Source organism: Prochlorococcus sp. MIT 0801 (assembly GCF_000757865.1).
Classification (GTDB): domain Bacteria; phylum Cyanobacteriota; class Cyanobacteriia; order PCC-6307; family Cyanobiaceae; genus Prochlorococcus_B.
The window spans coordinates 278,401-304,986 of sequence record NZ_CP007754.1 but is presented as its reverse complement, the minus strand read 5'-3'; the positions used below and the strand labels follow the sequence as shown (position 1 = coordinate 304,986).

The window sequence follows — 26,586 nt, the reverse complement described above, 5'->3', positions numbered from 1 at the left end:
AAACTAAAAATAAACTTATTGAAAAATGAATCAAAAGTTCCCAAAAGGTGAAATCAAATCAATACAAGGCCGCAGCCTTACAATTAGAGGCGATGATGTTGACACTGACAGAATAATTCCTGCAAGATTTCTCAAATGTGTAAGTTTTTCCGCTTTAGGAGAACAAGTCTTTGCTGATGATAGAAAAGAACTAAAGGGTAATCATCCATTTGATCTTGAAAATAATAAAGGGGCAAATATTCTTATTGTTAATGACAATTTTGGCTGTGGCTCAAGTCGAGAACATGCACCTCAGGCTCTTATGAGATGGGGGATAAGATTAATTATTGGCGAAAGCTTTGCTGAGATCTTCTTTGGGAATTGCCTTGCTCTCGGGATACCTTGTCTAACAGCCACAAAAGAAGAAATAGTTAAATTGCAAAACCTAGTTGAAATAAATAATAACCAAATTTGGGATTTCAATCTTAAAAACCTATCCATTTCTAATCAAAAAGAAACTGTCAAACTTATTCTTGATGAAGGAGCCTACAATATGCTTTTTACAGGCAAATGGGATGCCACCTCTCAACTACTAGATGAAGAAGAAAAAATAAATAAAACATTTAATAACTTACCTTATCTCAATAATTTCAAACAAAAGCTCTAAAATACTGCTTTAGTAGAATTACCAAATTTAAATCCATTTATACGAAAATATAAGCCTCCTGCATCATTATTAGGATGATAGTAAATCCCACATTCGTATGCTCTTTTATGCCATAAGATTCCTAACTTTGTATCATAATATTCTCCATAGTTTTTGGAACTGCTATCAATATTTAAGTTAGAAACAACATCAAACATTAAAGGTCCATATATTTGTTGCATTAAACTTATATTTATTGTTTTTAAATCTATTGCGTTATCAAATTTAAATGGACTATTTCCAAATTTAATTTTCAAACCTGGCATAACAGAAAGTTTTGTATAATCAAAAAAATCTTTCTCTAAATTACCTAGTCTAATTTCGGGACCAATACTAAGTTTAAGAAAGCCTTGATCACTATCATGCAAATATTTAAAATAAGCTGAATCAATATTAGCTCTTAAGACTAATTCAGAGTCAATTAAAACAGGGGATAAAGGCGTTACAAAATTTTGATGAAGATTATTTTTATTACTTTTCCAGATTTGATATTCACTATCTAAAGAAGAAAAAATACTAGAGCGCCAAAGACTAATCATTTCACTATTTTCAAATTTTTCTGATTCATATCTACCTGTTCCTATCCTAATCTTTAAGTTATTTTTTAAATTGCCAGTCGTAAAATACTGCGACTTTTCGATAAAGCCTCCAAATGCAGATTTAATCTCAGTCTCACCAATTGTTCCATTCCAAGCTCTAGATCTATAAGCAGTAAACATATTGAAAGTTGATTCTTCTAAAATAGGTATTCTAAAAGAGCTTGAATGCCTTAAACCAGAAAATAATCTAGATGTATTTAATGTACTTAAATCATTTAAACTATCAAATTGCCAATTGGCATTACTTGCTTTTAGATTTATATTCAAACCAAATAAGTCAGCAAGATTAATATTTTTATTTTTACTATTTTTATAGCTATTAGTTTTACCTAAAAAAGCTCTATTAAGTAAAAACTGAGGCTGTAGATCAAGTTCTATATTATTATTAATATTCGTTGTATTACTTCTTCTTACCAAGACTAATCCGTCACGATCTTTACTATCTAATATCAATTGAAATTTACTTCTCTTTTTCTTTTGGTCTCCAAATATTCTTTTTCCAATAAAAATTTTCGATCTATTCTCAAGAATTAAATTAGTTTTAGAACTAGTAATAACTAATCTATCATCATCATCTTCTGCGACAACATCTATCCCCTCAAAAGAGATTTGATTTGGATCAAATGGATCATTAGTAAAAACAATTCTATTAGATTTCCAGCCATTTTCCTTAATATTTATTAAATCAGATTTAAATCTCCAGTTATTAATTGAACCAATAGATTTATTAGATCTTGTAATTTTATTTTCTGGTAATTTAATATTTCCAAAAGAAAATTCTATTCCATCATCGTAAGTATTTATTTTGTTATCATTAATTTTATTCTGAGCTTTAACCTGATTTGAACTAGCATCGATTTCCAAATCATTTAATATATTTTTCAAATCTAATATCCCATATGCATCTTTAATACTACCTTCTTTCTTTAACAAATTAAATTCGAATTCTTTAGCTCTAAAATATTGCCCTCCCTTTCTGAATCTAATATTACCCTCAGCAGAAAGAGTACCTGTTGATTTATCATAACTTAACAAGTCAGATCTTAAAATTCCACCATTTATTAGAGCCTTTACATTCCCCTCGGCTAGATAAATATTTTGATCATAATCATATTGCTTATCAGCAAATATTTTAAGAGTTAAAGATGCAACTTTATTATGTTCTAATTTTCTTGAGGATGACCTTTTATAGGTTTCTACTAAATTACCAACAGAAAAATTGTAGTGTTTATCAATAACTGATTTTCCGAGAGAATTCCCCTTTCCTCTTGAGGTCTCAGATAAAGACAGTAATATACTAAACCCCAGAAGTCCAAGGTTTAAAGCCAATAGATATTTTTTATTCGCCGTCAAAAGAGTTAAGCCGACGAAAAGATGATACCGAATAAAGCAATTACAGGAGCTTATTTAGTCCAGTAATTAGCGCGTCATTTTTAGTCCTGGGGACTTTCCAAATCCTTTCTGTTGGGTGTCCTTGTTGGATCACTTGCCAAGAAACCAAACAAAAAGATCCCGACAAAGAAAAAGACGACCGTATAGACGGAAATCTTGAGGGCAAGCATGAATCTAACCAACTAAATAGAGATTTAACCTATCCTATGAAGTCAATAACTCCAATCAAAAAACCAAAGGTGTTACAGACTTTTGGAAATGAATAAAATTTTCATCCCTCGGGAAAGCCAATAAAAGCTAGGAAACAAATAGAAAGATCGATTTTTCTCATACCATTTCCTAAAATTACAAATTTATTTCGTTTTGTGATTTTGCTAGTTTTTCAGCTTTTTTAGACCACATTTATCAAAAATAATATTTTTTTGGTTCATTCCATCACAAGTTTCTACAGTCTCTTCTTCTTTTGGACAAGTTCTCATACAATATCTTGACTCATACAAATCTGAGCTTAGAGAAACGACATGGGACAAAAAACAGCACTTGGATCTTTGCTTAAATCCATTGGCAATTCTGGACAAGGAAAAGTTGTTCCAGGTTGGGGAGCAGTACCTGTCATGGCCTTTATAGGACTTTTACTACTGATTTTTCTAGTGATCATGCTCCAAATTTATAACCAATCACTTCTTTTACAGGGTTTTTCCGTCGACTGGAACGGCTAAATTGGTTAAATTTTGAGCAGTTGAGATTCGCCCATGAATATTTTCGGGGTTGGTTTACCAGAAATTGCTGTTATTGCCGGCTTGGCACTAATTATTTTTGGTCCAAAACGACTTCCCGAATTTGGGCGAACTATTGGAAAAACCTTAAAGGGTCTTCAAAGTGCCTCTACGGAATTTGAGCGTGAAATACAAAACGCCATGAAAGAAGAAGAGTCTGCAAATGAAAACATTGTGGACAAAGAAAATTAATTTCCAGAAAATTAACTAAACATCTAACTATTAAAATCAACAACGATTTTGTTTGATTGGTATGTTGTCCGATGACTTGAAATTATTAGTAGGCTTAGGCAATCCGGGGACTGCGTACGAAAAAACTCGTCATAATGTCGGATTTATAGTGTTAGAAAAAATAGCGAGAAAAAATAATTGTAGCTTTAGTGAAAGCAAAAAACTATTTGGCAGGACTTGTGAATACGGCTCAGGTATAGAAAAAACTAGGCTTTTAATGCCCAACACATACATGAATGAAAGTGGAAAATCAGTAAGATCAACAAAGGATTGGTTTAATTTTAAAAATAATCAATTAATAGTCTTAGTCGACGACATGGATCTCCCTCTGGGAAAAATAAGAGTCCGCTCTAAAGGCAGCTCAGGAGGTCATAATGGATTGAAAAGCATTATCAACCATCTTGGTACTGATGAGTTTAAGCGATTAAAGATTGGTATAGGAGCGCCAAGTAACGACCAACAAGAGAGGAAATCTAAAACTGTTTCTCACGTTTTAGGAAAATTTTCAAAAGATGAATTCATAATATTAGATTTAATCATTCATGAAATAATTAGTTGTATTGAATCAATTACATCTAATAATTGGGAAAAGATAACTACTCGACTAAATTCGTACAAACCTAACATTTAATAACTTTATAAAAATGTATAACAAGCCATCAACTACTGCATATCTTCAAATTCATAAGCAATGCTTTAATCAAAAAAAAGTTGAGGGGATTGTCCGTGCAGGAAATTTTGAGTGGAGTTTTATTTGGGCTTTTAATCAGGGACAACTTTTTGTCGAACCGCCACTAGGCAGGGCGCTAATAAAAGATGCATTAGAGCGCTATTTAGTAAAAGCTGATTATAAACTTGAGTCTGGTGGAGATTACATTTTTACAGTTAGGGCCAAGTTTTAATACTGACTTTAGCTGGCCAAATAAATCTATATTTTAAAAAATCTTCCAATAAAATCAACGCGACAATTGCATCAAGATTCGCAGGAGGAAAAAGAATTTCTTTTGGAAGCCAACGAATAAAATAATTTGGAGGCCAAATTTGCCAATATCTAAATCTTGCTCTTAGCGTTGATCCTCTTTCATTCACATAATTTATATTCAAAAAATTATTTCGTTTTAATTTATTCCCTATATACTTACAATTAGTTCCATCACCAATTATTATATTGATAATGTCGTAATCTTCATTCCATCGAGAAACTAAATCAGAAGATTTATTTAATGAAGCTACACCTGCCTCAATAACTTTTCCGGATTGAATATCAGCCAATAATAAACCACATTTTTTCATTCCAGGATCTATGGATATATAAAGACTCATTTAACTCTTGTTTAGTATAGATTTTGCTAGAGATTTTAATTCCAATGATACGGAGACTTTTTCAGCACTTTGACTATCATCAAGAGCCCTTGTAATAATTTGGAAATCTCCCTTTTTTTTACTAACTAGATATTTTCCTAAATTATTAATTTGATTAGCATTAATTTTCAACTCAGAACTTAATGATCCTCGACGCCTAACCTCAGCTAAAGTTGAAGCCATTAAAAGATTAATCTTCTTACTGATAGTTTCAGAATCTGATTTTAATAAAGATATATTTTCTATCGCAATAACTTCACCTTTCTTTGTAATCATTTTATTTAATGTGACTTCAGGAAATGCATAAACATAATTTTCACCTCTAAGTATATTTCCTGCTGATTTAATCCTAACGACCCAACTTCTATTATCAGCTATCTTTTTTTCAAGTTTCTCAATATCATCTTTACGAACTAATAATATTCTTCGATATTCAGATTGATTTGTTTTTACTAAATTAAAAGCATAAAAATTTGCTTGCTGTAATATACTTTCTATAATTTTTTTAATATCATTCGTTTTATTTAATTTAATAGTCTTAGTTACTAGAGTTTGACCACTACTAATTACTACATTCCCACTCCTAAAAGCATACAAATTTTTCTCTAATTTTTTTAATTCTTTTTCACTCTCTATAATCTTTTCTCGAATATCCTCTAACTGAAATAATCCAACCCTTAAATCTCTATCAAATATAACCATAGTTGCAAATGAAATAGCACTAATAATACTTCCAGTAAAAACAGTTATTAATACAGCGGTACTTTTTGGTCTTAATTTAAATATACTTAAACGCGCTTTGCCAACTTTTGTACCTAAGCGATCACCTAGAGTAGAAAGTATTCCACCCAGGATTAATAGTAAAAGAATTTTCAGCCAGACAGTCACAGAGAGAAAGAAGAAGAATTAATCAAACCTCTTAAACCTTAGTATGCAATGGCCTTCAATTAAATCTTTTCGCAAGCGCTATTGGATCAAATATGGTTATTTTCTTCCTATCTATTGCCAATAAGGAGGAACTTTTCAACTCACCAAGTAGTCGTGTAATAGTAACTCTGGTTGAGCCTATGGCCTCAGCAATGGCTTGATGAGAGAGTCTCAAGTCAATTGTGACTCCTTTTTCCCCAGCCACGCCAAAGTCTCTACATAAAACAAGTAAAAAGCTTGCAAGACGAGAAGACATATCTCTATGAGTCAAAGTTTCAATCATTGTTTCAGTTTGAAGTACCCGACTTGATAAACCTTGTAAAAGTAGCAGCCCAACAGAGGCATCTTGCTCGATTGCATTCCTTACTGATGTGGCTGGGGCAGAAACGAGCTCCACACGAGTAAAGGCAATTGCGTGATAAAAACGATCTGATCTATGTCCTGTTAATAAAGATAAAACTCCAAACAGACTATTTTCTCTTAACAAAGCAACAGTAATTTCTTCGCCCGTTTCATAGACTCTGCTCAATCGAACTGCACCACGTCTTATCAAATAAACCCTTTCTGCAGGATCACCAGGAAAAAAAATAGTTTTTGACCTATCAACTGTTTCAGTAGAGAATCCCTCCAAAGATTTAATTACATCTAAGAGAGACTTATTTGGCGGCAATGGAGAAGATGAATTACCAACCATCTGGCTATTTCTTGGTTGGTTGAAACGAGTAAAGCCACGATAGGAGGTGACCATGTTTAATTAACTGTTCTGAGAACATTAATAAGTCGAGAAAAAACGATATGTAGCCATGGCGACTTTTTTGAACCTAAGTCTTTAATACAAGGCTGTTCGTTCAGGAAATTCTATCTTTTTTTCACTCAAAAAATTGCGACTATTTTTTCAAAAGGTATGAAAAACTACTTTCTCCTGTTTTTTTTGAATCGCTTTTGGGGCCTTAATAGTTTTGAGAACCAATTATTCTTACTCCATACACCACAGATAGTGTTCAATTGGTTGATTAGAAATTTTATGCCGCTAGATTAATTTGAAGACATTCTGATCAAAATCAATATGAATGCACGAGCGAGTATTAATGCTCAACAAAGGGGTTCATCTATGTCAACAGAGACGTCTCTAAGGCCTACCCCCATTAAAAAGCCTTTACAACTAGTTGCGACACAAGGCCAAGTTCAAATCCATACTTCTACTTTCAGAGGCAGTTTTTCTGTTGTTCTTAGTGAGGCAATTAGATCTGCAGGATTAGGAAGCCAGGTTTTAATAGCACAATTTTTGAGAGGTGGAGTCAATCAAGGGCCAAGTGGAGCTATCAATCTTTGCGGGCGACTTGAGTGGTTAAGACCAGCAATTGAAACGTGCTTACCAGAAAAAATATTGGAAGAACATTTATCTTTAAAGAGAAAATATGAAGAAAAAGCGATCAAAGAACTTTGGGAATTTTGTAAAGCACGTTTAATTGAAAAAAAAATAGATAAAATCATTCTTGATGAAATTGGAATGGCTATTAGTCTTGGTTTCATTGAAGAAAATGATTTAATTTTCTTGATAAATAATCGACCATCATCCACAGATATTATTCTTACAGGACCATCAATCCCGCCTAAAGTAATTGAAATGGCTGATCAAATCACTGAATTACGCTGCAATTAAATGTTAAAAAACGATCGTTGGATTGCTGAACAGGCTTCATTAGGAATGCTTGAACCTTTTCAAGAAAAGCTAATAAGACATCTTGAGCCGGAATCAGAAAAATCTCCTGTTTTAAGCTTTGGTTGCTCATCATATGGATATGATTTGCGTCTCTCTTCTAAAGAGTTTTTGATTTTTAGGCATGTCCCTGGAACAGTAATGAATCCGAAAAAGTTTAATCCTGCCAATTTAGAACCCACAGATTTGAAAGAAGACAAAGATGGTAAATATTTTATTTTACCTGCTCACTCTTACGGCCTTGGTGTTGCATTAGAAAAAATGAAAGTACCGCCAAATATTACAGTTATTTGCCTTGGGAAAAGCACCTACGCCCGCCTAGGAATAATCGTAAATACAACTCCTGCTGAAGCAAGCTGGGAAGGTCATCTAACCCTGGAATTCAGTAACAGCTCTGGAGCAGATTGCAGGATTTATGCTGATGAAGGAATTTGTCAATTACTTTTCTTTGAAGGAGATCCTTGCGAAACAACTTACAGTGATAGGAAAGGTAAATATCAATATCAACAAGAAAAAGTAACCCTAGCAAAGGTTTAAATATGAGTTGTGTTCAATTAATAACTTCTACGCCAGACGCTGAAAAAAGCATGGCATATATTGCCAGGGTTAGTAATCCAAAAAATCAAGACAATGATGATTTTACAAAATTAATTGGGTATTGCATTAAAAATGAACATTGGAGCGTATTCGAGCAAGCTTATATGACTTTACAAATAGAAACTACTAGAGGAATTGCTGCACAAATTTTAAGACATCGATCATTTACCTTTCAAGAATTCTCACAACGCTATGCCGATAGCATGCAATTAGGAGAAATTCCTATCCCCGAATTAAGAAGACAAGATAATAAAAATAGACAAAATTCTATATCAGACTTGCCAGAAGAAATTATCAATACATTCAACAAAAAAATCAAACATCAATTTAATCAGAATAAAGAACTTTATGAAGAGATGTTAGAAGCTGGAATCGCCAAAGAATGTGCAAGATTTGTACTTCCACTTGCTACGCCAACCAGAATTTACATGACAGGATCATGTCGCTCGTGGATTCATTACATAAATCTTAGAACTGGTCATGGCACGCAAAAAGAGCATATGGAGATTGCACAAGAATGTAAAAATATTTTTTCAAAAGCATATCCAGTAGTTTCATCAGCTTTAAACTGGCTAGTCTAGCTATGATATCTAGGGCCTTCTGCTCTAATATTATTTTGCACTTTTAAATTGTTTTTAGAAATCAAATTACTTGAATTTGATAATTTAGTGTAAGATGGTAACTCAGAATTATTAATTAAAGCAAGAAAGATTTCATTAAGTTCAGTATATTTTCTAACTCCTAATGAAAAGCCCTTAAATTCACCTTTATCGTTAAAAAAAGTTAATTGAGGAATACCATTAACATTATATTTTTCAATCAAATCCAACCATCTTGAATTATCGACATTAAGTAAAACTATATCTATCTTATTTGAATATAGTTTCTCAGCATCAAACATGTCGGGAGCCATTTCTTTGCAAGCTTCACACCAATCCGCATAAAATTCAAATACTGTAGGTTTTCCATTCAACAAAGCTATGTCTGGTTCCAAGGAGTTCTTAGCCAATTGATCAAGCATTGCATTAGCTTTAAACCCACTTCGGAAAAAGAAAAGTAAAGCAACTAAAAAAAGACTAAGTAAAACTAAAAAAATTTTTTGAAGGAGGCCAAGATCTTCATCTGAATTGGAGTTATCAATCATCAGAAATCACACTTTCTGTATAAGAATTATTATATACATAAACTTTAACTTATAACATATCATATATTTTGAGTATAAATTTTATTAATTAATGAATAATAGGTTATTTCTAATATACATTACTCTATAAATTAGCAGATTTTTTTTAAGAGAAAATATTTCTCTATCTGTCTTCACATTATAAGGATTTTTATCAATGAATCTTTGAGGTCCTACATCTTTTCTATTAAAATATCTATTTTTATCAATCGTATTAGTCATATATTCAATAAGTTTGAATATATCGCTTTGAATAAATATTTCGCCATCATTACTCATAGCTTTAGCAATTGAATTGAGGATACTTGTCTTTAATACCCTCCTCTTGAAGTGTTTTCTTTTAAACCAAGGGTCTGGAAATTGAATTGAAACTCTTTTTAATTGACCATAATCTAAATCAGACAACCATTCATCGAGACTGACATTAACATTACAAAATAAAAATTTTAAATTATTCAATTCTAATTTTCTTCTTTTCTTTTCACACAAACTAACAAGAGGTTCTCTTATCTCAAGCCCAACAAAATTCCAGTCAGGATGTTTTTTGGCTAGTTCAATCAGAAATTCACCTTTTGCAGATCCAATATCTAAATGAATTGGATAGTGAGATTCCTCAAAAAGAACATTCTTACTGGGAAGAGATAATGGTAACTGAAAAAATTGGCTTAAAGGATTTACATGCTGTCTCACAAAATGAAACCTGAAATAAATAAATCAGATTACTATATTAGTAAAGTCAATTAATTTTTTCAAAAGATGATATAAAGACAAACCAATTTATAAATTTTTGATGAGAGTCTTTTAATTATTTAATTTTAATTGGTATATACTCATTAAGTAAGCAATTGTAGAATTGGGGCAATAATCTAAGAATTCCGCAAATATAGAGAAAACGCTTTAATAATTAAGAATAATCATCAAAAGAATACCTTAAGGTTGATAATACATATAAATGAGATTTTTTTTGACTGAACCTCAATTCCAAATTCTAGTTTGGCTCTCATATCGAATTGCTGCTACCTTCGCACTCGGTCTCCCATTATTTCTATTGATTTGGGCAAAAAGATCCAATTCGAGGTCTATTGATCGACTTTTATCAATTTACTGGAAAGTTTCTAGTCTTTATGCGATAAACCTATTATTTCTTAGTGTTGAGAGCCAATTAGGCCAATTAATTTCATTGGTTGCCCCAATACTTATGGTTAGTTCTATTTGGTTTTGGTTTGATTTAAATCAAGAAATTGATGAAATGCCTGCTCATAAACCAATTGCTTTAACTACACGAATTTGGCGTTGGACTTTAACTTTTTGGTCCTTACTAAATACTGGACTTCATCTATTTAGTTGGAGATGTTTGAATTCAATCAATGAGAACTATTGTGATACTTGGAGAGAAATTCCATTTAATTCATTCATTACAACAAAAACAATAATAAAATTTGTTTTAGACGGTAATTGGAGTATAGGGTTTGCTACATTTTTTGCCTATTTAGCTCTAGTATTCTATTTAATAGGTTTACTACAATGGTTGCTTATCCAATTACCAAAGAATGGTCGTTTCGCCGGTAAATTTTAAAAAATAATAACTTTAATATTAAAAGTTAATTACTATTTAAATAGCTAAGACTATTTTTTCGCACCTTTTGCAAATATTTGAGTGTTGAGGACTCTTACTCATTTCTATTTCATAATGCCAACATCTTTCACACTTAAATCCCCTTGCTTTTGCAATCTCGACTGAAGCATAATCATTGTCCTCACTAACTAAAACTTCAGCCCATGGCTCACCGCCAATTTGTAAAGATGAAACTAGGAACCAATCTCTTAATACATCAACATTATTAGATTCGCTTTCAGCTAACCATTCAATAGCAGCTTTAACTTTTTGATCAGAGATATCAACCCTTACTGATGCTTCCAAAGAAGAACCTAACGCTTGATTATTTCTACAACTCTCCAACATACGATTAATAACTGCTCTGAGTTTACGGAGTTCATTCACATGAGAATTAAAACTACTATTTCGCCATGATTTAGGAACATTAGGCCATCCTCTTTGAAATACTGAGGCTTCCTCTAAGTCATATGGAATATTCTGCCAAATATCTTCTGCCATATGACATAAAACAGGTGCAATTAATCCAGATATTTTTTCAATTACCAAGGATAAAACTGTCTGACAACTTCTTCTTCTAAAGTCAGATTTAGAACTCACATATAACCTATCTTTTGCAATATCTAAGTAAAAATTAGATAGATCAACAACACAAAAATTTTGAATTGTTTGGAAAAATTTCGAAAATTCAAAATTATTGTATGCATCTGATATTTCATCGATTACTTCAGCTGTTCTATTCAACATCCATTTATCTAACAATGGTAGGTTAGCAATATCAATGGAATCAATTTTATAATCAAAATCATAGAGGTTACCTAATAGATACCTAGAGGTATTTCGAACCTTACGATAAACATCAGAAATTTGCTTTAGTATGTTTGATCCAATAGGAACATCTGCAGAATAATCAACAGAACTAACCCACAACCTCAAAACATCAGCTCCATAAGCAGGGTCTAATTTCTTATTTGAACCACCATTAATTATAACTAAAGGATCAATAATGTTTCCCAGGGATTTACTCATTTTCCTACCATTCTCATCTAGTGCAAAACCATGTGTAAGGACCTTTTTAAAAGGTGCATGTTCATTCACTGCTACAGAAGTTAATAAAGAGGACTGGAACCAACCCCGATGTTGATCAGATCCTTCCAAATATAAATCTGCTGGATAATTTAAATTTTCTTTCTTAGAAATAACTGAAGACCAACTAGAGCCAGAGTCAAACCAAACATCCATAGTATCAGTACCTTTTTGCCATCGATCTGCATCATTTAAATAAGAAGGAGGTAATAGCTCAGATACTTCATATTCCCACCAAATATCTGCTCCATGAACAGAAAATAAATCAGCTATATGAGAAATAGTTTCTTTATTGAGCAAGATTTCTTGTCCATTCTTTTCATAAAATACTGGTATTGGAACTCCCCAGGTTCTTTGTCGAGAGATACACCAATCTCCTCTTTCTCTAACCATGGAATTAATTCTATTTTTTCCCGATTCAGGAAGCCAAATAACATCTTCTATGGCAGAAAGGGCTTTATCTCTAAATCCTTCAACGGAAGCAAACCATTGTTCTGTAGCTCTAAAAATAGTTGGTTTTTTAGTTCTCCAATCATAAGGATACCTGTGCTCATATGGAATTTCTTTAAGCAAAGATCCAGCATTAATGAGATCACTTATTATGACACTATTAGCATCTTTTAATACATTTAGACCTTCAAATTTTCCGGCTTCTTTCGTTAGAAAACCTTTTGCATCAACTGGGCAAGAAATTGGTAAATTATATTTTTTACCAGTGTTGAAATCATCAACACCATGACCTGGAGCAGTATGTACTAATCCAGTTCCTGATTCAGTTGTAATATAATCTCCTCCTAAAACAACAGGGCTTATTTTATCAAATAAAGGATGTTTATATATAATTCCATCTAAGATTGATCCTTTGATTAATACTCTTTTTTCGTAATTAATTCCTACACTCTTAGATACTTCTTCCAAAAGATCGTTAGCAATAATTATCAATGAACGATCAGAACTTTGTGCAATTACATAGTCTAATTTTTGATTAACAGAAATGGCCTCATTTGCAGGAATTGTCCAAGGAGTGGTAGTCCAAATGACAAGTTTTACTTCTTTTAATTTTCCTTCAGAATTAAGTAGATCTGGAGCTTGCTTAGAAATTTCTTGAGCTAATCTTTTTGGTATTTGATTAACTTTAAATCCCACATAAATACTTTTACTCACATGACCGGTTGGATATTCTAGTTCCGCCTCGGCCAGAGCTGTTTGAGAACTTGGACTCCAATGAACTGGTTTTAGGCCTCGATATATGTATCCTTTGAAGACCATTTCACCAAACAACTTGATTTGAGAGGCTTCAAACTTTTTGTCTAAACTTAAATATGGTTGATCCCAATCACCCCATACGCCCCATCTTTTAAAACCATCCATTTGTTGGGAAACTTGCTTTTTTGCATAATCAGCAGCTTTTTTTCTCAACTTAATAGGTGTTAATTCAGCTCGTTGACTTTTATCCATAGCTTGAAGCACTTTCAATTCAATAGGCAATCCATGGCAATCCCAGCCAGGGACATAACAAACTTTTTTCCCTTTCATTATTTGAAATTTATTAATTATGTCCTTCAAGACTTTGTTGAGAGCATGCCCCATATGAAGCGTTCCATTTGCATATGGCGGGCCATCATGCAAAGTAAAAGTCTCTCCAGTATTATTTGAGCCTAATTTGAAATCTATATTTTTTTCTCTCCAAAAAGCTTGCAACTCAGGTTCTCTTATAGTTGCATTTGCCCTCATTCCAAAATTAGTCTGCAAAAGGTTGAGAGTGTCTTTGTAAGTTGGACGATCCTTTTGAGAATTTTTATTGATGTTATTCACTTTGAAAAATATTCATCAGTAATCATGTTTACCTGAGGTCTTTTAACCTTATCAAGAAGTTTCTTCATTTTCAGCGAATTCTTGATTTCCGATCTTATTGGAATCAATTGAATCAGATCTTTCAACTACTTTCTTCTTGACTTCTTCTTTCAATTCTGGATGAACCCATTTTTTTTCTTTTAACGGTTTTTCAGATTTAGTAGTGAAGCCTTTAAAAAAATTAAAAAAGCCACCTGCAAGTAAAGCAAAACTTTGACCGAGCTGTCTAAAAGATTCAAACCACCTCTGAAAAGATCCAACTCGCTTTTTTTCTTCAGAGTCTAATTGATTCCACCTAGTTTGGATAATTTCTAAAATCATTTTTCCATACAAAATTGCCATAGAAATAACAAGTAAATTTATTGAGCCTCTCAAAAGATCATTCTCCACTAACAGAAATAATCCTAAAAATAAAAAAAGTCCTCCCATCAACCAATCTCTTGGCCTACTTAATTCCACAAGCATTAAAGGTAAAGCCAATATCAAAAGCCCAACAAAAAGAAACAAGTATCCAGAAATAGAAATAACCATATTTTTCTCAATATGAGTTTGTTTTGTAGTGATGAAGGCTTATTGAACAACTAAAAATCATGCTTCATAAAACCAGAATTTCAAATGTCTCATATACAAATATAAAAATTACATTAATCTTTTTACGATCACGAATCAAAAATAGTCTTTAAATAGCCATCAACGAGCTGCTAGAATTAATATACAATCGGTGAAAACCCTTGGCCCACCTGGCGGAATTGGTAGACGCGCTGGTTTTATGTTTCAGTAAGACACTATTCGAAACAAGCCAAGCTAGGAATAAGGCTAGACCTTATTGCTAGCGCACAGCTAGCACGTTTAACTCCGTGGGTACAAAAAACAGAAACTATAAATTTTCTTGGATTCGAAGGGGTTGGCTCAAGGATTGGAGCATCGGAGACAACCTTGGCCAGATTTTTGCTTAGTAGATCATTGCAAATCCTTCAAACTGACTTTGAAAATGAGGGAATAATTGAACAGATTGCCGAATGGTATAGAACCGAAAAAAGTCACTCTGTGGTCAGAGGATGGGTTGAGGCCCCTTGGGAAGATTATGCAGATTCACTTATAAGTTACTTTTTAGCACTTGGATATAAGCGCTCACAAAAACCAATCAATAATAAAAATCTAATTGACAACAAAACCAGAGAAGAAGTTCTTAAAGGTAAGTTTTACGATGAGCTTCAAGGTATAGACAAAGTTATTGAAGAAATAAAATCAAAAGAACAAGAGGAATATGAGCAAGAACAAAAGGAAATTTACTGAATAAATCAAGTTCCAGCGCGTCCACTAATCAAGATTTTAAAGAATTTACTAGGTTTCCAGTACTACAATTTTGCTCCGCGCTGGATTATGATCGTTCAGATCCACCAGCCCACCTGGCGGAATTGGTAGACGCGCTGGTTTTAGGTACCAGTGGCTTTATGTCGTGGGAGTTCAAGTCTCCCGGTGGGCATTTTTTAATTAAGCTATAAAAGCTCAATTAATTTCAATCACATCAAGCAATGACCCAGTGCTTATCGAGGTCTGACAAAAATAAGGCAACGAAAAAACTGAAGTCATTGCGCGACTGGCAAAATGAGATCCAAGAATATCTTGATCCGCCAAAGCCTTTAAACGTAACTTTAGGTCTTTTCTTTGGTGGATATTTTCTTGCAATAGTTAGTGTTTGGCAGTGGTATCAGGGGAACTGGCCGTTACCAATTTTAGTTGCATTAGCTTTTTTGGCTCTACATATGGAAGGCACTGTTATTCATGACGCCTGCCACAATGCTGCCCATCCAAATAAATGGATCAATCAATTTATGGGGCATGGGTCAGCAATATTACTAGGTTTTAGTTTCCCAGTTTTCACAAGAGTTCATCTAGAGCATCACAAATACGTTAACGACCCAAAAAACGATCCAGATCACATAGTTAGCACCTTTGGCCCTATTTGGTTAATTGCTCCAAGATTTTTCTATCATGAATATTTTTTCTTTGAGCGAAAACTTTGGAGAAAGTTTGAACTAATGCAATGGGGAATTGAAAGAGGAATATTTATTTGCATAGTCATTGCCGGAATTAAATACAATTTCATGAATGTTATTTATAATTTATGGTTCGGACCAGCATTAATGGTTGGAGTCACTTTAGGAATATTTTTTGATTATCTACCGCATAGACCTTTTCAATCTAGAAATAGATGGAAAAACGCAAGAGTTTATCCAAGTAAATTAATGAACTTACTCATAATGGGACAAAATTATCATTTAGTTCATCATTTATGGCCCTCTATTCCATGGTTTGAATATAAACCAGCTTACGAAGCCACAAAACCACTTTTAGATCAAAAAGGTTCACCTCAAAGAATGGGAATTTTTGAAACTAAAAAAGATGGTCTAAATTTTCTTTATGATGTTTTACTTGGAATCAGAAGCCATAAAGAAACAAGAAGTAAAATGAGACCAATAGCAAGAATATTACCGAAAAACAATTGGAGGAGAAAATATATAAAATTGATTCATAAAACTAGAATCAGAACAGAAAGTAAATGATAATTCCTGAATTTAAAGTATTTTAGGAACTCTAAAAAAATCACCTTCCCTATGAGGTGCTTGATTAAGAAGATCTTCTCTTGAGCAATTAACTTCAACTAAATCATCCCTCATTGCATTAACTACCTCTACAGCTCTAGTAGTTGGAGCAATATTTTCAGTATCTATTTCTTGCAGTTGATCAACATAAGAAAGTATTTCTTCGAGTTGCTCTGTATAGGTATCTATTTGATCTTCTGGAAGTTCTAAACGAGCCAACTTTGCAACCTTACGAACATCAGATGAAGAAATTTTAGTCATGGCTATGTTAGAAAATTTTTAAGGTCTTTAGATAATGAGATGGCTACCTGATTAAAAAAAGATCCTAGTGCTTTCGTTTAGACAAATATGTTCATGTACCATTTTGCCATTTGAATGCCTTTTAAAAATTTTAAGTGTTGGTAGATTAATCAGCAAGATAAAAAAATCTGTTATTTAATAAGTAATATTGATTAGAAAGAAATAATAAGCAAATCTCACTTCTTACAAAAGAATTCTTTTCAAGGCCATCTCATTTGGTCGCACCGAACTTAATTGGCTGTTTTTTAATTAGGCGCTTATCAAAAAACAGCCTCCTTACTGGCGTAATTGTTGAAACGGAGGCTTATTCTCAAGAAGAAGCTTCATGCCATGGATTCTCAGGGAGAACTCAAAGAAACGAAACCCTTTTTGGTGAACCGGGTAACTTTTATATATACCTTTCTTATGGAATTAATAGTTGTGTAAATATCGTTACTGGGAAGAAAAACTGGGCAAATGGTGTACTTCTTCGATCAATAGCAATAAAAGGAGAAAATGAGAGAATTGCCTCTGGGCCAGGGTTATTGGCAAAAAGATTTGGATTAAATAGGAATTTTAACAATTTACCCTTGTCACCTGCAAATGATTATTGGTTAACAGAGGGAGAAAATCTAACAAGAATGGGAAGTATTGTTCAGACCACAAGAATTGGCATTTCGCAAGCTAAAGATATACCTTGGCGTTGGTACCTTAAAAGTAGTAGAAGTGTTAGCAAAAGGGTTAGAGGTGATCGAATTCCACCTAAAAACAAGTGTTGGCTACCATCCACATTTGAGGGAATATGAATAATTGGAAACATAATCACGTTCTTGATCTATCTACGTTTTCTTTGGAGGATTACAACACAGTTTTAGAACTAACAACAAGATTTAAAGATGTCCATAAATCAAGTGCTAAAAAACTTCCCGCGCTTCAAGGAAGATTAATCGCCAACTTATTTTTCGAGCCAAGTACAAGAACAAGAACTAGCTTCGAACTTGCAGCAAAAAGACTATCTGCTGATGTTCAGAATTTTTCTCTATCTGCAAGTTCTCTAAGCAAAGGAGAGACTCCTTTGGACACTATGCTCACATACATCTCAATGGGGGCCGATATATTAGTAATTAGGCATGAGTCAACAAATGTGCCCGCAGAGTTAGCTAATTATGTAGACATAAATAACATCAATACATCAATTCTCAATGCAGGTGATGGATTTCATAGTCATCCAAGTCAAGGTCTTTTGGATCTATTTACACTTGCTACTTTCTTTAATCCAAACAAACCATCAACTCATAGTCTCTTAAATAAAAAAATCACAATAGTTGGAGATATTCTTCATTCTAGAGTTGCCAGATCAAACCTTTGGGCTCTAACTGCATGTGGAGCAGAGGTAACACTATGTGGACCTCCAAGCCTTCTTCCAGAGGAATTCATTGATTTTGTTACCAATCCTCCGCCTGGGCAAAAATTTGATCCCATTAAGAAGAGAGGTTCTGTTTTCATAAAAAGATCGATAAAAGATGCATTAAAAAATAGTGATGCAGTTATGACACTTCGATTGCAGAAAGAGAGAATGAAACAAGATATGATTACAGATCTTGATAGTTATTATGCACAATATGGCATAACACATGAAATTTTAAAATGGTGTAAAAAAAAGGTTCCTGTTCTTCATCCTGGACCAGTTAATAGAGGAATAGAAATAAGCAGTCGATTAGTTGAAGATAATTCAATAAATCTTATAAGTAAACAAGTAGAAAATGGTATTCCAACAAGAATGGCTTTATTGTATTTACTAGGGTTAAATAAAAATAATTAATTATATTTATAATAGTTTTAAACCTTCCGAAAAAAGTCCATACGCTAACCCTATTCTGAACATATCAAAAACCCTAACGAGTATTATTGGTTTATTAGACTTTAAAAATACAAATCTAGCTTGAATTAGTAACTCCAAAAATATTAATGCAATAAATGCTCCAACAGGATCCATCAAAGCCAGTACACCATTAATCATACCTAGAGAGCTACCTACTAAAAAGCCTATTAAAAAAATTATTGCTAACAATGAATACCTTCTCCAAGGATTTGCAGCCCAATTTGCTAGCCTTTGAATAGTTTTTGTAGATGATTTATATAAAAATGTTTTCTGCATTATTGGAGCCATTAGAGAAAAGATAAAAAAATTACCTTAGATTTTTTTTCATTACTTAACTCTTTAACATAAATATAATAAATGAAAGATCTAATAAAGCAAAAAAAAATTATTTTTATCCAAGAGATAAAAATAATAATTTCCTTTAACATGAAAAATTCAGCTTATTTAAAATTCGAAAAATATCTTTCAAGGTCTATTTGATATAAAATCAAAATATCATGATTAATTCGACTTCTTTATCTGAAAAAAAAATATTAGTTGCTGTTACAGGGAGTATCGCAGCTGTTAAAGCACCTATTTTAGTTAGCCGCCTAATTAAAGCTGGTGCAGAAGTCAAATGCGTAATAACTCAAAGCGCCGCTAATTTAGTTAGTCCTTTATCTTTATCTACTCTAAGTAGAAATAAATGTTACCAAGATAAAGATCAATGGGCTGACTCTCAAGCCAAGCCGTTGCACATTGCTTTAGCTGAATGGGCAGAACTAATTATTGTGGCGCCCATGAGCGCCACATCCTTATCCAGATTTACTAGTGGAAGTGCTGACGGACTTTTAGCAAGCATTCTTTTAGCTAGTCAATCTCAAATAATTATGGCTGCTGCTATGAACACTTCAATGTGGGAACATCAATCAGTAAAAAAGAACTGGAATTACGTTAAAAATATTGACCAAGTTATTACCCTCGAACCCAGTGAAGGAGTTTTAGCTTGCGACAGAGTAGGTGATGGGAAAATGGTCAATTTAGATATTATTGAATTGGCATCTGAAAGTGCATTTATTTTCCACTCAGAAAATAAATTACTCACTAAAGATTTAAAAGACATAAGGTTTCTCATATCAGCCGGACCCACCGTCGAAGCTCTAGATGCAGCAAGACAATTGACGAATCGAAGCAGTGGAAAGATGGGAGTTTTCATAGCTCAAGCCGCAAAGTTAAGAGGTGCAGAGGTTGATTTAGTTCATGGCCCAGTAAGCGTTCAAAAAGATCTTCTTGAGGGACTGAATACTTATCCAGTTAAGAGCGCAAATGAAATGGGAGAAAAAATCGATGATTTACAACCATCTGCTCAGGTCATTGTTATGGCTGCAGCAGTATCAGATTTCAAAAAAAATAGTCCCAGTGAACAAAAAATCTCTAAAGAATCTTTTTTAAAGTCCATTTTTGATGATTTAGAAATGACATCAGACCTAATCAAAAGTCAAACGAGAAAAAAATTAGAAAATCAAATTTTCCTAGGTTTTGCAGCTGAGACAGGAAGTGATAATGAAATTATTGAAAAGGGAGAAAATAAGAGGGTTTTAAAAGGTTGTGACCTGCTCATGGCCAATCCCATTGACAGAGCTGGGCAAGGATTTGATGAAAACTTTAACAGTGGTTTTTTGTTGGGTCCCAAAAAAATGGTCAAAAACTTATCATTCTCGACAAAACTTGCAATATCTCATCAACTTTTAGATGAAATTAGAAATTTAAAATAGAAAATTTACTGATATTGTTCGAATTTGTTTTTTTTCTAAAATCAGAGTCTGAACGCCAAAAAAGATTGCTATAAAAGGGTTTTGGATGAAATTGGGGTAGTAAAATGATCAAACCAAAAGCTACGGGTTGTATAGAGCTGTCAAATGCTTGTGAAAAGAAGTATTTGACACCTGTAATATCCCAACTGAATTAATTGGGCGGTTTCGACCGCAGTCATCTAGCCCTCTCATGCGATTTCGTCCTCTGCTGGCTTTGATGCTGGCTTTTTGTCTCACCTTTACAACTCTCCCATCAAGCGCATCTGCAGCTTTAAAAGGGCGCGAGCAAGGTAATGCTCGTTTTGGCAACGTTGTTAATACTGGCCAAGCTGATGCTTGCACTGTTTTACCAGCGGGTTCATCGGGTTCTATAAATGCTGATGGTCAATTTAAAAGTTTATGCCTTCAGCCAACAGAAGTTTCAGTAAAACTTCCAGGTAACAAGCGAAATAAATCTGATTTTGCAATAGCAAAAATCATCAGTCCTCGCTTCAATACAAGTCTTGATGAAGTTTATGGAGATCTTTCTGGAGGGAAATTCACTGAAAAAGGTGGTATTGACTTCTCTCTAATCACTGTTCTAGCTCCAAATGGAGAAGAATTTCCTTTTGCTTTCTCTGTTAAAGAGATGGTTGCTGAATCCAAAAAAGGAAAATCAATTGAACCAGGAGCTGAATTTTCAGGTCCAACAACAACTCCAAGTTATAGATCTGCAGACTTTCTTGATCCAAAGAGTCGTGCTAAATCAACCGGCGTTGAATATGCTCAAGCTCTCATTGCTCGTGGTGGTGATGATGAAGATCTTGCAAGAGAAAATGTTAAAGATGATCTTGGCGGTAAAGGTGAAATAACACTTACTGTCGATAGTGTCGATGCAGACACTGATGAATTTGGTGGCCAATTTGTTGCTATCCAACCTTCAGACAATGACCTTGGATCCAAAGATCCTGTTGATATCAAAATCAAGGGTATCTTTTATGGTCGCAAAGCCTAAAAAATAATCATCTTAATCAATAAAAAAGGGGGTTAAAACCCTCTTTTTTTTTGGCCTGACTTTAATGAAAACAATTTCTTAAATATGGGCCCTTGATCTGGGAGAATTTTCCGGTTACTTCAAGAGAAAATGACTAGCAAGCAAAGTTCTAATAAAAATCTTGCAGGTTTAATCAAACCGTATGGTGGAGAACTTATAAACCTGATGGCATCTGATGACGAAAAAAAAGAGTTAAACAAAAATTCTTATAAAAATTTAAATTGTTCTGATAGAAATGCTTGTGATATTGAACTTCTTTTAATAGGTGCTTTTTCTCCTTTGAATGGGTTCATGAGTGAGAAAAATTACAACTCAGTTGTTAAAAAAAATCGACTCGAATCAGGTTTGCTTTTTGGTTTGCCAATTGTGATGGATACAGATAGAGAAGATATAAATCCAGGAGATTCAGTTTTACTCAATTACAAAGATCAAGAACTGGCAGTTTTAGAAGTACAAGAAAAATGGACTCCTGACAGAGTTATTGAAGCCCAATTTTGCTACGGAACAACTTCTTTGGAGCATCCAGCAGTAAGAATGATATCTATGGAGAGGAAAAAATATTATTTAGGGGGCTCAATAAAAGGTCTAGAATTACCTAAAAGAGTTTTTACTTGCCAAACTCCTGCTCAAGTAAGAGAGAACCTCCCCCCTGGAGAAGATGTAGTCGCATTCCAGTGCAGAAATCCAATTCATAGAGCCCATTATGAGCTTTTCACAAGAGCCTTAGAAGCAAATAATGTCAGTAAAAAAGGTGTTGTTCTTGTTCACCCAACTTGTGGACCAACTCAAGAAGATGACATCCCTGGATCAGTAAGATTTCAAACCTATGAAAAACTTGCCTCTGAAGTTAATAATCCAAAAATTAGGTGGTCATATCTTCCTTATTCGATGCACATGGCTGGTCCAAGAGAGGCTTTGCAGCACATGATTATCAGAAGGAATTATGGATGTACACATTTTATTATTGGGAGGGATATGGCTGGATGTAAGTCATCTCTCAATGGTGAAGATTTTTATGGTCCATATGATGCTCAAAATTTTGCAAACGAGTGCTGCGAAGAATTAGAAATGCAAACAGTTCCATCTCTAAATCTTGTATTTACAGAGGAGGAAGGCTATGTAACCGCCGATTATGCTAAAGAAAAAGGATTACATATAAAAAAATTGAGCGGCACTCAATTCAGGAAAATGCTCAGAAGTGGAGAAGAAATTCCTGAATGGTTTGCATTTAAAAGCGTAGTTGATGTACTAAGAGCCGCATAGTTGGACCTATTCCTATTAAACTCAAGATAGATATGAAAGAACATTGAACAAACGCTGGAGAAACATTGGTCTTTATGTACTAATTGTTGTAGTTGTTATTTTTGTTGGAAGTGCTTTTTTCGATAAGCCAAGCCCTACAAAAGCATCTAGAACACTTAGATATAGTGACTTCATAGAAGCTGTTCAAGATAAGCAAATAAGTAGAGTTCTTATTTCTCCTGATAAAGGAACTGCTCAAATTGTTGAAAGTGATGGAAACAGAGCTTTTGTTAATTTGGCTCCTGATCAACAATTACTTCAATTATTAACTGATAATGACGTCGATATTGCTGTACAACCAACTACTCAAGCCAATCCCTTACAGCAAGCAGCTACTAGCTTAATTTTCCCAATTCTTTTATTAGGAGGTCTATTTTTTCTATTCAGAAGAGCAGGCAGTGGTGGTGGTGGTGGAAATCCAGCAATGAATTTTGGAAAGAGTAAAGCAAGACTTCAAATGGAGCCTGAGACAAAAGTCACTTTTGGAGATGTCGCAGGAATTGAGGGTGCAAAGCTTGAACTTACTGAAGTAGTTGATTTCTTAAAAAATCCTGATCGTTTCACAGCTGTGGGGGCGAAAATTCCTAAGGGTGTTTTATTAGTTGGACCTCCTGGAACAGGCAAAACTTTGCTTGCAAAGGCAGTTGCAGGTGAGGCTTCAGTTCCCTTCTTTTCCATATCTGGATCTGAGTTTGTAGAGATGTTTGTGGGAGTTGGTGCTAGTAGAGTAAGAGACCTTTTTGAACAAGCTAAGAAAAATGCTCCTTGTATAGTTTTTATTGATGAAATAGATGCTGTTGGTCGTCAGCGTGGAGCTGGACTTGGAGGAGGTAATGACGAAAGAGAGCAGACGCTAAACCAACTATTAACCGAAATGGATGGATTCGAGGGAAATTCAGGAATAATTATTGTTGCAGCTACAAATAGACCTGATGTGCTCGACTCAGCACTTATGAGACCAGGAAGATTTGACAGGCAAGTAACTGTAGATAGACCTGATTACTCAGGGAGATTACAAATACTGAACGTTCATGCAAAAAGTAAAACACTTTCAAAGGCAGTTGACCTTGATCAAGTAGCTAGAAGGACCCCTGGTTTTACTGGGGCAGATTTAGCAAATCTATTAAATGAAGCTGCAATATTGGCTGCTAGAAGAGAATTAACAGAAGTCAGCAACGATGAAGTTAGTGATGCAATCGAGAGAATAATGGTAGGTCCTGAGAAGAAAGACTCCGTCATTAGTGAAAAGCGTAAAAAGTTAGTTGCTTATCATGAAGCTGGCCATGCTGTAGTTGGTGCTGTAATGCCTGATTATGACCCTGTGCAAAAGATCTCAATCATTCCAAGAGGAGGCGCTGGTGGATTAACTTTTTTCACACCAAGTGAAGAAAGAATGGAATCTGGGCTTTATTCAAGGTCTTACCTACAAAATCAAATGGCTGTTGCTCTTGGAGGAAGAGTTGCAGAAGAAATCATCTATGGAGAAGATGAAGTAACCACAGGAGCATCAAATGATCTAAAGCAAGTGGCGTCAGTTGCGAGGCAAATGATTACCAAATTTGGCATGAGTGACAAGTTAGGGCCTGTAGCCTTAGGACGATCTCAAGGTGGGATGTTCCTTGGTAGAGACATCTCTGCAGAAAGAGATTTTTCTGAAGATACAGCAGCAACCATTGATTCAGAAGTTTCAGTTCTTGTTGAAATTGCATATGAAAGAGCTAAAAAGGCTTTAAATGAAAATCGCCAAGTGCTTGAAGAGTTAACAGCAATGCTTATGGAAACTGAAACTGTTGATTCTTTAGAATTCCAGGATTTATTAATTCGACATGAAGTTAAAGTTGCTGAGTATGCTTAGTAAAAAAATATAATTCTTGGAAGTTAAGCAAAATAATTTAATAAAATCTCTGAGTGCCCAGCCCCTTATAGTTGTAATTAGACTCGAACATAATTTTTTCAATCTCTCGCAAAAAAAAGAAGATTTATTTTTTAAAATTGAGAAACTCTCTAATTTCGGTATAAAAAATATTGAAATAGGGTGGGATTCCAATCCAGAATGGGTAAATTTAATACTAGAAATAAAAAATAAATTCAAATCAATTAATTTAGGTGTTGCATCAATTTCTTCCAAGCAATCTTTAGAATCAATTCTCGCATTAGATCTTAATTATTCGATGAGTCCATTCTTTAATAAAGAAATTCATCTCAAAGCCATTAAATATAAGCAATTAGTTATTCCAGGGATATCCAATATTGAAAATTTCAAAGAATCAATCAACCTAGGATATAAAATAATAAAAATCTTTCCTGCCTCAAAATTAGGAACTAACTTTTTAAATCAATTAAAATACTTAAAAGAAAAGGATACTTTTTTTATTGGTGCAGGTGGAATTAAAAGTAAAAGTTTAAAAAAATTACTACGAAGTGGATATGACGCATTAGTTATCGGTAGAGAATTAAGAAATCAATTACCTGATAAAGATCTTGAGATATGGCTAAAAGATTATTGATAATTTATTCTAAAAACCAATAATTAATTATTTAAACATTAAGCAAAACATTGACCTTTTTGCCTAAGTAGATGATCAGCTAAAACTAGCGCAACCATTGCTTCAACCATTGGAACTGCCCTTGGCAATACACAAGGATCATGTCTTCCTGTCGCCTTGAGAGTTATTGCATTACCATCCTCGTCAATTGTTTTTTGACTTTTCCTAATAGTTGCTGTTGGTTTAAAGCCAACTCTCAGGACTATATCCTCACCATTACTGATTCCTCCTTGAATTCCTCCTGAATTGTTAGTGGCAGTCTTCAATTGAGCAGAATCGGATGGCAAAAAAGGATCATTATGTTCGCTGCCTTTCAAATAAGTACCTCCGAAACCTGATCCCACTTCAAAACCTTTAGTGGCAGGCAAAGACATTAATGCCTTTGCTAAATCAGCTTCTAACTTATCAAAAACAGGCATACCAAGACCTACTGGCGGATTTCGAACAATACATTCTATTACTCCTCCACAGGAGTCGCCTTCTTTACCAAAAGCCTCCACTCTTTGAATCATTAAATCTGCAACTGATTGATTTGGACATCGAACAATATTTTTCTCAATCTGATCAAAAGTAACTTCACTAGGAAGAATCTCAGCCTCAATATCATGAATTCTCTTAACCCAAGCAATTATTTCCGTATTAGCAGACTTAGAGAGAAGCTGTTTTGCAACAGAACCCGCGGCAACTCTACCTATCGTTTCTCTTGCTGATGCTCGCCCGCCGCCACTTGAAGCCTGAATTCCATATTTTTTCTGATATGTAGCATCAGCGTGAGATGGTCTAAAAGTTTTTTTAATTTCAGAATAGTCCTTAGGACGATGATCTTTATTTCTTACAACCATGGCAATTGGTGTTCCTAAGGTTTTATTACCTAAAAGACCACTAAGAATTTCAACTTCATCACTTTCGTTTCTTGGAGTAGTTATTTTGCTTTGTCCTGGCCTCCTTCTATTGAGATCATTTTGTATTTCGTTAATATCAAGCTCTAACTTTGGAGGACATCCATCAATAATTACACCAACACCTCCTCCGTGAGATTCGCCAAAGGTGCTAATAGTAAAAAGTTTTCCGAAACTACTTCCCATAAATAAACCTATCTACAAAATATTAATCAATAC

At 33.9% G+C, this 26,586-nt stretch carries 30 protein-coding genes and 1 tRNA gene; 19 read left to right on the top strand and 12 right to left on the bottom strand.

Going from position 1 to position 26,586, the window contains the following annotated elements; all coding sequences use genetic code 11:
* The first annotated feature begins 25 nt into the window (after positions 1-25).
* Positions 26-646: a 3-isopropylmalate dehydratase small subunit 2 gene (locus EW15_RS01570; RefSeq protein ID WP_038651135.1), complete on the top strand. Its 621-nt coding sequence runs from the start codon at positions 26-28 to the stop codon at positions 644-646.
* Here EW15_RS01570 and EW15_RS01565 read toward each other — a convergent pair.
* Together EW15_RS01565 and EW15_RS10410 are read right to left on the bottom strand one after the other, a co-directional pair.
* A complete protein-coding gene (locus tag EW15_RS01565) occupies positions 643-2,613 on the bottom strand; it encodes a DUF3769 domain-containing protein (protein WP_225866582.1) in 1,971 nt (656 codons plus the stop codon). The genes EW15_RS01570 and EW15_RS01565 overlap by 4 nt on opposite strands.
* 104 nt (positions 2,614-2,717) lie before the next feature.
* Positions 2,718-2,846: a photosystem II reaction center protein I gene (locus EW15_RS10410; RefSeq protein WP_011294252.1), complete on the bottom strand. Its 129-nt coding sequence runs from the start codon at positions 2,844-2,846 to the stop codon at positions 2,718-2,720.
* Between the two features lie 351 nt (positions 2,847-3,197).
* On the opposite strand from EW15_RS10410, the gene psbH reads away from it, so the two are divergent.
* The 4 genes from psbH (at position 3,198) to EW15_RS01545 (ending at position 4,585) form a co-directional block, all read left to right on the top strand.
* Positions 3,198-3,395: a photosystem II reaction center phosphoprotein PsbH gene (gene psbH, locus EW15_RS01560; protein WP_038651132.1), complete on the top strand. Its 198-nt coding sequence runs from the start codon at positions 3,198-3,200 to the stop codon at positions 3,393-3,395.
* A gap of 33 nt (positions 3,396-3,428) precedes the next feature.
* Positions 3,429-3,644, top strand: a complete 216-nt coding sequence (locus EW15_RS01555) for a TatA/E family twin arginine-targeting protein translocase (protein ID WP_038651129.1) — start codon at positions 3,429-3,431, stop codon at positions 3,642-3,644.
* Positions 3,645-3,705: 61 nt separating this feature from the next.
* Positions 3,706-4,314: an aminoacyl-tRNA hydrolase gene (pth, locus tag EW15_RS01550; RefSeq protein WP_038651126.1), complete on the top strand. Its 609-nt coding sequence runs from the start codon at positions 3,706-3,708 to the stop codon at positions 4,312-4,314.
* 13 nt (positions 4,315-4,327) lie between these two features.
* Complete coding sequence (locus EW15_RS01545; protein WP_038651123.1) at positions 4,328-4,585, top strand: DUF3146 family protein; 258 nt, start codon at positions 4,328-4,330, stop codon at positions 4,583-4,585.
* Here EW15_RS01545 and EW15_RS01540 read toward each other — a convergent pair.
* The 3 genes from EW15_RS01540 to ntcA are packed head-to-tail and all read right to left on the bottom strand — an operon-like array spanning position 4,569 to position 6,666.
* Positions 4,569-5,006: a hypothetical protein gene (locus EW15_RS01540; protein ID WP_038651120.1), complete on the bottom strand. Its 438-nt coding sequence runs from the start codon at positions 5,004-5,006 to the stop codon at positions 4,569-4,571. The two genes, EW15_RS01545 and EW15_RS01540, sit on opposite strands and share 17 nt — an antisense overlap.
* Positions 5,007-5,933 (bottom strand): DUF3084 domain-containing protein, encoded by a 927-nt coding sequence (locus tag EW15_RS01535; protein ID WP_038651117.1) that lies wholly within the window; start codon positions 5,931-5,933, stop codon positions 5,007-5,009.
* Between the two features lie 55 nt (positions 5,934-5,988).
* Positions 5,989-6,666 carry a global nitrogen regulator NtcA gene (ntcA, locus tag EW15_RS01530; RefSeq protein ID WP_369793871.1) on the bottom strand — a complete coding sequence of 226 codons (678 nt, stop codon included), beginning with the start codon at positions 6,664-6,666 and terminating at the stop codon, positions 5,989-5,991.
* Between the two features lie 417 nt (positions 6,667-7,083).
* On the opposite strand from ntcA, the gene EW15_RS01525 reads away from it, so the two are divergent.
* Genes EW15_RS01525 through thyX form a run of 3 tightly spaced genes read left to right on the top strand, consistent with a single transcriptional unit; the run spans position 7,084 to position 8,870 of the window.
* The gene (locus EW15_RS01525) at positions 7,084-7,635 is read left to right on the top strand and encodes a cob(I)yrinic acid a,c-diamide adenosyltransferase (RefSeq protein WP_225866581.1); all 552 of its coding nucleotides are present in this window, start codon (positions 7,084-7,086) and stop codon (positions 7,633-7,635) included.
* On the top strand, positions 7,636-8,229 hold the full coding sequence (gene dcd / locus EW15_RS01520; RefSeq protein ID WP_038651109.1) for a dCTP deaminase: 594 nt from the start codon (positions 7,636-7,638) through the stop codon (positions 8,227-8,229).
* A 2-nt stretch (positions 8,230-8,231) separates the two neighbouring features.
* Positions 8,232-8,870, top strand: a complete 639-nt coding sequence (thyX, locus tag EW15_RS01515; protein WP_038651106.1) for an FAD-dependent thymidylate synthase — start codon at positions 8,232-8,234, stop codon at positions 8,868-8,870.
* Here the strand turns inward: thyX and EW15_RS01510 are convergent.
* Both EW15_RS01510 and trmB read right to left on the bottom strand, forming a co-directional pair.
* On the bottom strand, positions 8,867-9,433 hold the full coding sequence (locus EW15_RS01510) for a thioredoxin domain-containing protein (protein WP_038651103.1): 567 nt from the start codon (positions 9,431-9,433) through the stop codon (positions 8,867-8,869). The two genes, thyX and EW15_RS01510, sit on opposite strands and share 4 nt — an antisense overlap.
* A gap of 84 nt (positions 9,434-9,517) precedes the next feature.
* Positions 9,518-10,162: a tRNA (guanosine(46)-N7)-methyltransferase TrmB gene (trmB, locus tag EW15_RS01505; RefSeq protein WP_038651100.1), complete on the bottom strand. Its 645-nt coding sequence runs from the start codon at positions 10,160-10,162 to the stop codon at positions 9,518-9,520.
* A gap of 274 nt (positions 10,163-10,436) precedes the next feature.
* Between trmB and EW15_RS01500 the strand changes: the two genes are divergently transcribed.
* Positions 10,437-11,048, top strand: a complete 612-nt coding sequence (locus tag EW15_RS01500; RefSeq protein WP_038654969.1) for a DUF3177 family protein — start codon at positions 10,437-10,439, stop codon at positions 11,046-11,048.
* Positions 11,049-11,084: 36 nt separating this feature from the next.
* Here the strand turns inward: EW15_RS01500 and ileS are convergent, their stop codons facing one another.
* Positions 11,085-13,988, bottom strand: coding sequence for an isoleucine--tRNA ligase (ileS, locus tag EW15_RS01495; RefSeq protein WP_038651097.1), 2,904 nt, complete (start codon positions 13,986-13,988; stop codon positions 11,085-11,087).
* 51 nt (positions 13,989-14,039) lie between these two features.
* Positions 14,040-14,558 (bottom strand): hypothetical protein, encoded by a 519-nt coding sequence (locus tag EW15_RS01490; RefSeq protein WP_038651094.1) that lies wholly within the window; start codon positions 14,556-14,558, stop codon positions 14,040-14,042.
* A gap of 405 nt (positions 14,559-14,963) precedes the next feature.
* Between EW15_RS01490 and EW15_RS01485 the strand changes: the two genes are divergently transcribed.
* The 3 genes from EW15_RS01485 (at position 14,964) to crtR (ending at position 16,594) form a co-directional block, all read left to right on the top strand.
* On the top strand, positions 14,964-15,323 hold the full coding sequence (locus tag EW15_RS01485; RefSeq protein WP_038651092.1) for a hypothetical protein: 360 nt from the start codon (positions 14,964-14,966) through the stop codon (positions 15,321-15,323).
* Between the two features lie 107 nt (positions 15,324-15,430).
* Positions 15,431-15,513: transfer RNA gene (locus EW15_RS01480), tRNA-Leu, on the top strand.
* Between the two features lie 49 nt (positions 15,514-15,562).
* Positions 15,563-16,594, top strand: a complete 1,032-nt coding sequence (gene crtR, locus EW15_RS01475; RefSeq protein ID WP_038651089.1) for a beta-carotene hydroxylase — start codon at positions 15,563-15,565, stop codon at positions 16,592-16,594.
* 12 nt (positions 16,595-16,606) lie between these two features.
* On the opposite strand, the gene gatC is transcribed toward crtR, so the two are convergent.
* Positions 16,607-16,894, bottom strand: a complete 288-nt coding sequence (gatC, locus tag EW15_RS01470) for an Asp-tRNA(Asn)/Glu-tRNA(Gln) amidotransferase subunit GatC (RefSeq protein ID WP_038651086.1) — start codon at positions 16,892-16,894, stop codon at positions 16,607-16,609.
* A 254-nt stretch (positions 16,895-17,148) separates the two neighbouring features.
* On the opposite strand from gatC, the gene EW15_RS01465 reads away from it, so the two are divergent.
* Both EW15_RS01465 and EW15_RS01460 read left to right on the top strand, forming a co-directional pair.
* The gene (locus EW15_RS01465; RefSeq protein ID WP_038651083.1) at positions 17,149-17,718 is read left to right on the top strand and encodes a DNA-3-methyladenine glycosylase; all 570 of its coding nucleotides are present in this window, start codon (positions 17,149-17,151) and stop codon (positions 17,716-17,718) included.
* Positions 17,715-18,734, top strand: coding sequence for an aspartate carbamoyltransferase catalytic subunit (locus EW15_RS01460; protein ID WP_038651081.1), 1,020 nt, complete (start codon positions 17,715-17,717; stop codon positions 18,732-18,734). The genes EW15_RS01465 and EW15_RS01460 overlap by 4 nt, the downstream gene beginning before the upstream one ends.
* Before the next feature lie 6 nt (positions 18,735-18,740).
* Here the strand turns inward: EW15_RS01460 and EW15_RS01455 are convergent, their stop codons facing one another.
* Entirely contained in the window at positions 18,741-19,070 is a 330-nt protein-coding gene (locus EW15_RS01455; RefSeq protein WP_369793866.1) for a DUF565 domain-containing protein, read from the bottom strand.
* Positions 19,071-19,291: 221 nt separating this feature from the next.
* On the opposite strand from EW15_RS01455, the gene coaBC reads away from it, so the two are divergent.
* The 5 genes from coaBC (at position 19,292) to EW15_RS01430 (ending at position 25,429) form a co-directional block, all read left to right on the top strand.
* Positions 19,292-20,548, top strand: coding sequence for a bifunctional phosphopantothenoylcysteine decarboxylase/phosphopantothenate--cysteine ligase CoaBC (gene coaBC, locus EW15_RS01450; RefSeq protein WP_038651075.1), 1,257 nt, complete (start codon positions 19,292-19,294; stop codon positions 20,546-20,548).
* Between the two features lie 229 nt (positions 20,549-20,777).
* Positions 20,778-21,581 carry a photosystem II manganese-stabilizing polypeptide gene (locus EW15_RS01445; RefSeq protein ID WP_038651072.1) on the top strand — a complete coding sequence of 268 codons (804 nt, stop codon included), beginning with the start codon at positions 20,778-20,780 and terminating at the stop codon, positions 21,579-21,581.
* Between the two features lie 129 nt (positions 21,582-21,710).
* A complete protein-coding gene (sat, locus tag EW15_RS01440; RefSeq protein ID WP_038651069.1) occupies positions 21,711-22,883 on the top strand; it encodes a sulfate adenylyltransferase in 1,173 nt (390 codons plus the stop codon).
* A 43-nt stretch (positions 22,884-22,926) separates the two neighbouring features.
* Entirely contained in the window at positions 22,927-24,777 is a 1,851-nt protein-coding gene (gene ftsH / locus EW15_RS01435) for an ATP-dependent zinc metalloprotease FtsH (RefSeq protein WP_038651066.1), read from the top strand.
* Positions 24,778-24,793: 16 nt separating this feature from the next.
* Positions 24,794-25,429 (top strand): bifunctional 4-hydroxy-2-oxoglutarate aldolase/2-dehydro-3-deoxy-phosphogluconate aldolase, encoded by a 636-nt coding sequence (locus EW15_RS01430; RefSeq protein ID WP_038651063.1) that lies wholly within the window; start codon positions 24,794-24,796, stop codon positions 25,427-25,429.
* A gap of 38 nt (positions 25,430-25,467) precedes the next feature.
* Here EW15_RS01430 and aroC read toward each other — a convergent pair whose 3' ends face one another.
* A complete protein-coding gene (gene aroC / locus EW15_RS01425; protein ID WP_038651060.1) occupies positions 25,468-26,553 on the bottom strand; it encodes a chorismate synthase in 1,086 nt (361 codons plus the stop codon).
* Positions 26,554-26,586: the final 33 nt, after the last annotated feature.

Excerpts from the sequence above, each read along its gene's own strand:
- EW15_RS01570 (WP_038651135.1), top strand. The coding sequence starts at position 26 with ATGAATCAAAAGTTCCCAAAAGGTGAAATCAAATCAATACAAGGCCGC.
- EW15_RS10410 (WP_011294252.1), bottom strand. The coding sequence starts at position 2,846 with ATGCTTGCCCTCAAGATTTCCGTCTATACGGTCGTCTTTTTCTTTGTC.
- psbH (WP_038651132.1), top strand. The coding sequence starts at position 3,198 with ATGGGACAAAAAACAGCACTTGGATCTTTGCTTAAATCCATTGGCAAT.
- EW15_RS01555 (WP_038651129.1), top strand. The coding sequence starts at position 3,429 with ATGAATATTTTCGGGGTTGGTTTACCAGAAATTGCTGTTATTGCCGGC.
- pth (WP_038651126.1), top strand. The coding sequence starts at position 3,706 with ATGTTGTCCGATGACTTGAAATTATTAGTAGGCTTAGGCAATCCGGGG.
- EW15_RS01545 (WP_038651123.1), top strand. The coding sequence starts at position 4,328 with ATGTATAACAAGCCATCAACTACTGCATATCTTCAAATTCATAAGCAA.
- EW15_RS01540 (WP_038651120.1), bottom strand. The coding sequence starts at position 5,006 with ATGAGTCTTTATATATCCATAGATCCTGGAATGAAAAAATGTGGTTTA.
- ntcA (WP_369793871.1), bottom strand. The coding sequence starts at position 6,666 with ATGGTTGGTAATTCATCTTCTCCATTGCCGCCAAATAAGTCTCTCTTA.
- EW15_RS01525 (WP_225866581.1), top strand. The coding sequence starts at position 7,084 with ATGTCAACAGAGACGTCTCTAAGGCCTACCCCCATTAAAAAGCCTTTA.
- dcd (WP_038651109.1), top strand. The coding sequence starts at position 7,636 with ATGTTAAAAAACGATCGTTGGATTGCTGAACAGGCTTCATTAGGAATG.
- thyX (WP_038651106.1), top strand. The coding sequence starts at position 8,232 with ATGAGTTGTGTTCAATTAATAACTTCTACGCCAGACGCTGAAAAAAGC.
- EW15_RS01510 (WP_038651103.1), bottom strand. The coding sequence starts at position 9,433 with ATGATTGATAACTCCAATTCAGATGAAGATCTTGGCCTCCTTCAAAAA.
- EW15_RS01490 (WP_038651094.1), bottom strand. The coding sequence starts at position 14,558 with ATGGTTATTTCTATTTCTGGATACTTGTTTCTTTTTGTTGGGCTTTTG.
- crtR (WP_038651089.1), top strand. The coding sequence starts at position 15,563 with ATGACCCAGTGCTTATCGAGGTCTGACAAAAATAAGGCAACGAAAAAA.
- gatC (WP_038651086.1), bottom strand. The coding sequence starts at position 16,894 with ATGACTAAAATTTCTTCATCTGATGTTCGTAAGGTTGCAAAGTTGGCT.
- EW15_RS01460 (WP_038651081.1), top strand. The coding sequence starts at position 17,715 with ATGAATAATTGGAAACATAATCACGTTCTTGATCTATCTACGTTTTCT.
- EW15_RS01455 (WP_369793866.1), bottom strand. The coding sequence starts at position 19,070 with ATGCAGAAAACATTTTTATATAAATCATCTACAAAAACTATTCAAAGG.
- coaBC (WP_038651075.1), top strand. The coding sequence starts at position 19,292 with ATGATTAATTCGACTTCTTTATCTGAAAAAAAAATATTAGTTGCTGTT.
- EW15_RS01445 (WP_038651072.1), top strand. The coding sequence starts at position 20,778 with ATGCGATTTCGTCCTCTGCTGGCTTTGATGCTGGCTTTTTGTCTCACC.
- sat (WP_038651069.1), top strand. The coding sequence starts at position 21,711 with ATGACTAGCAAGCAAAGTTCTAATAAAAATCTTGCAGGTTTAATCAAA.
- aroC (WP_038651060.1), bottom strand. The coding sequence starts at position 26,553 with ATGGGAAGTAGTTTCGGAAAACTTTTTACTATTAGCACCTTTGGCGAA.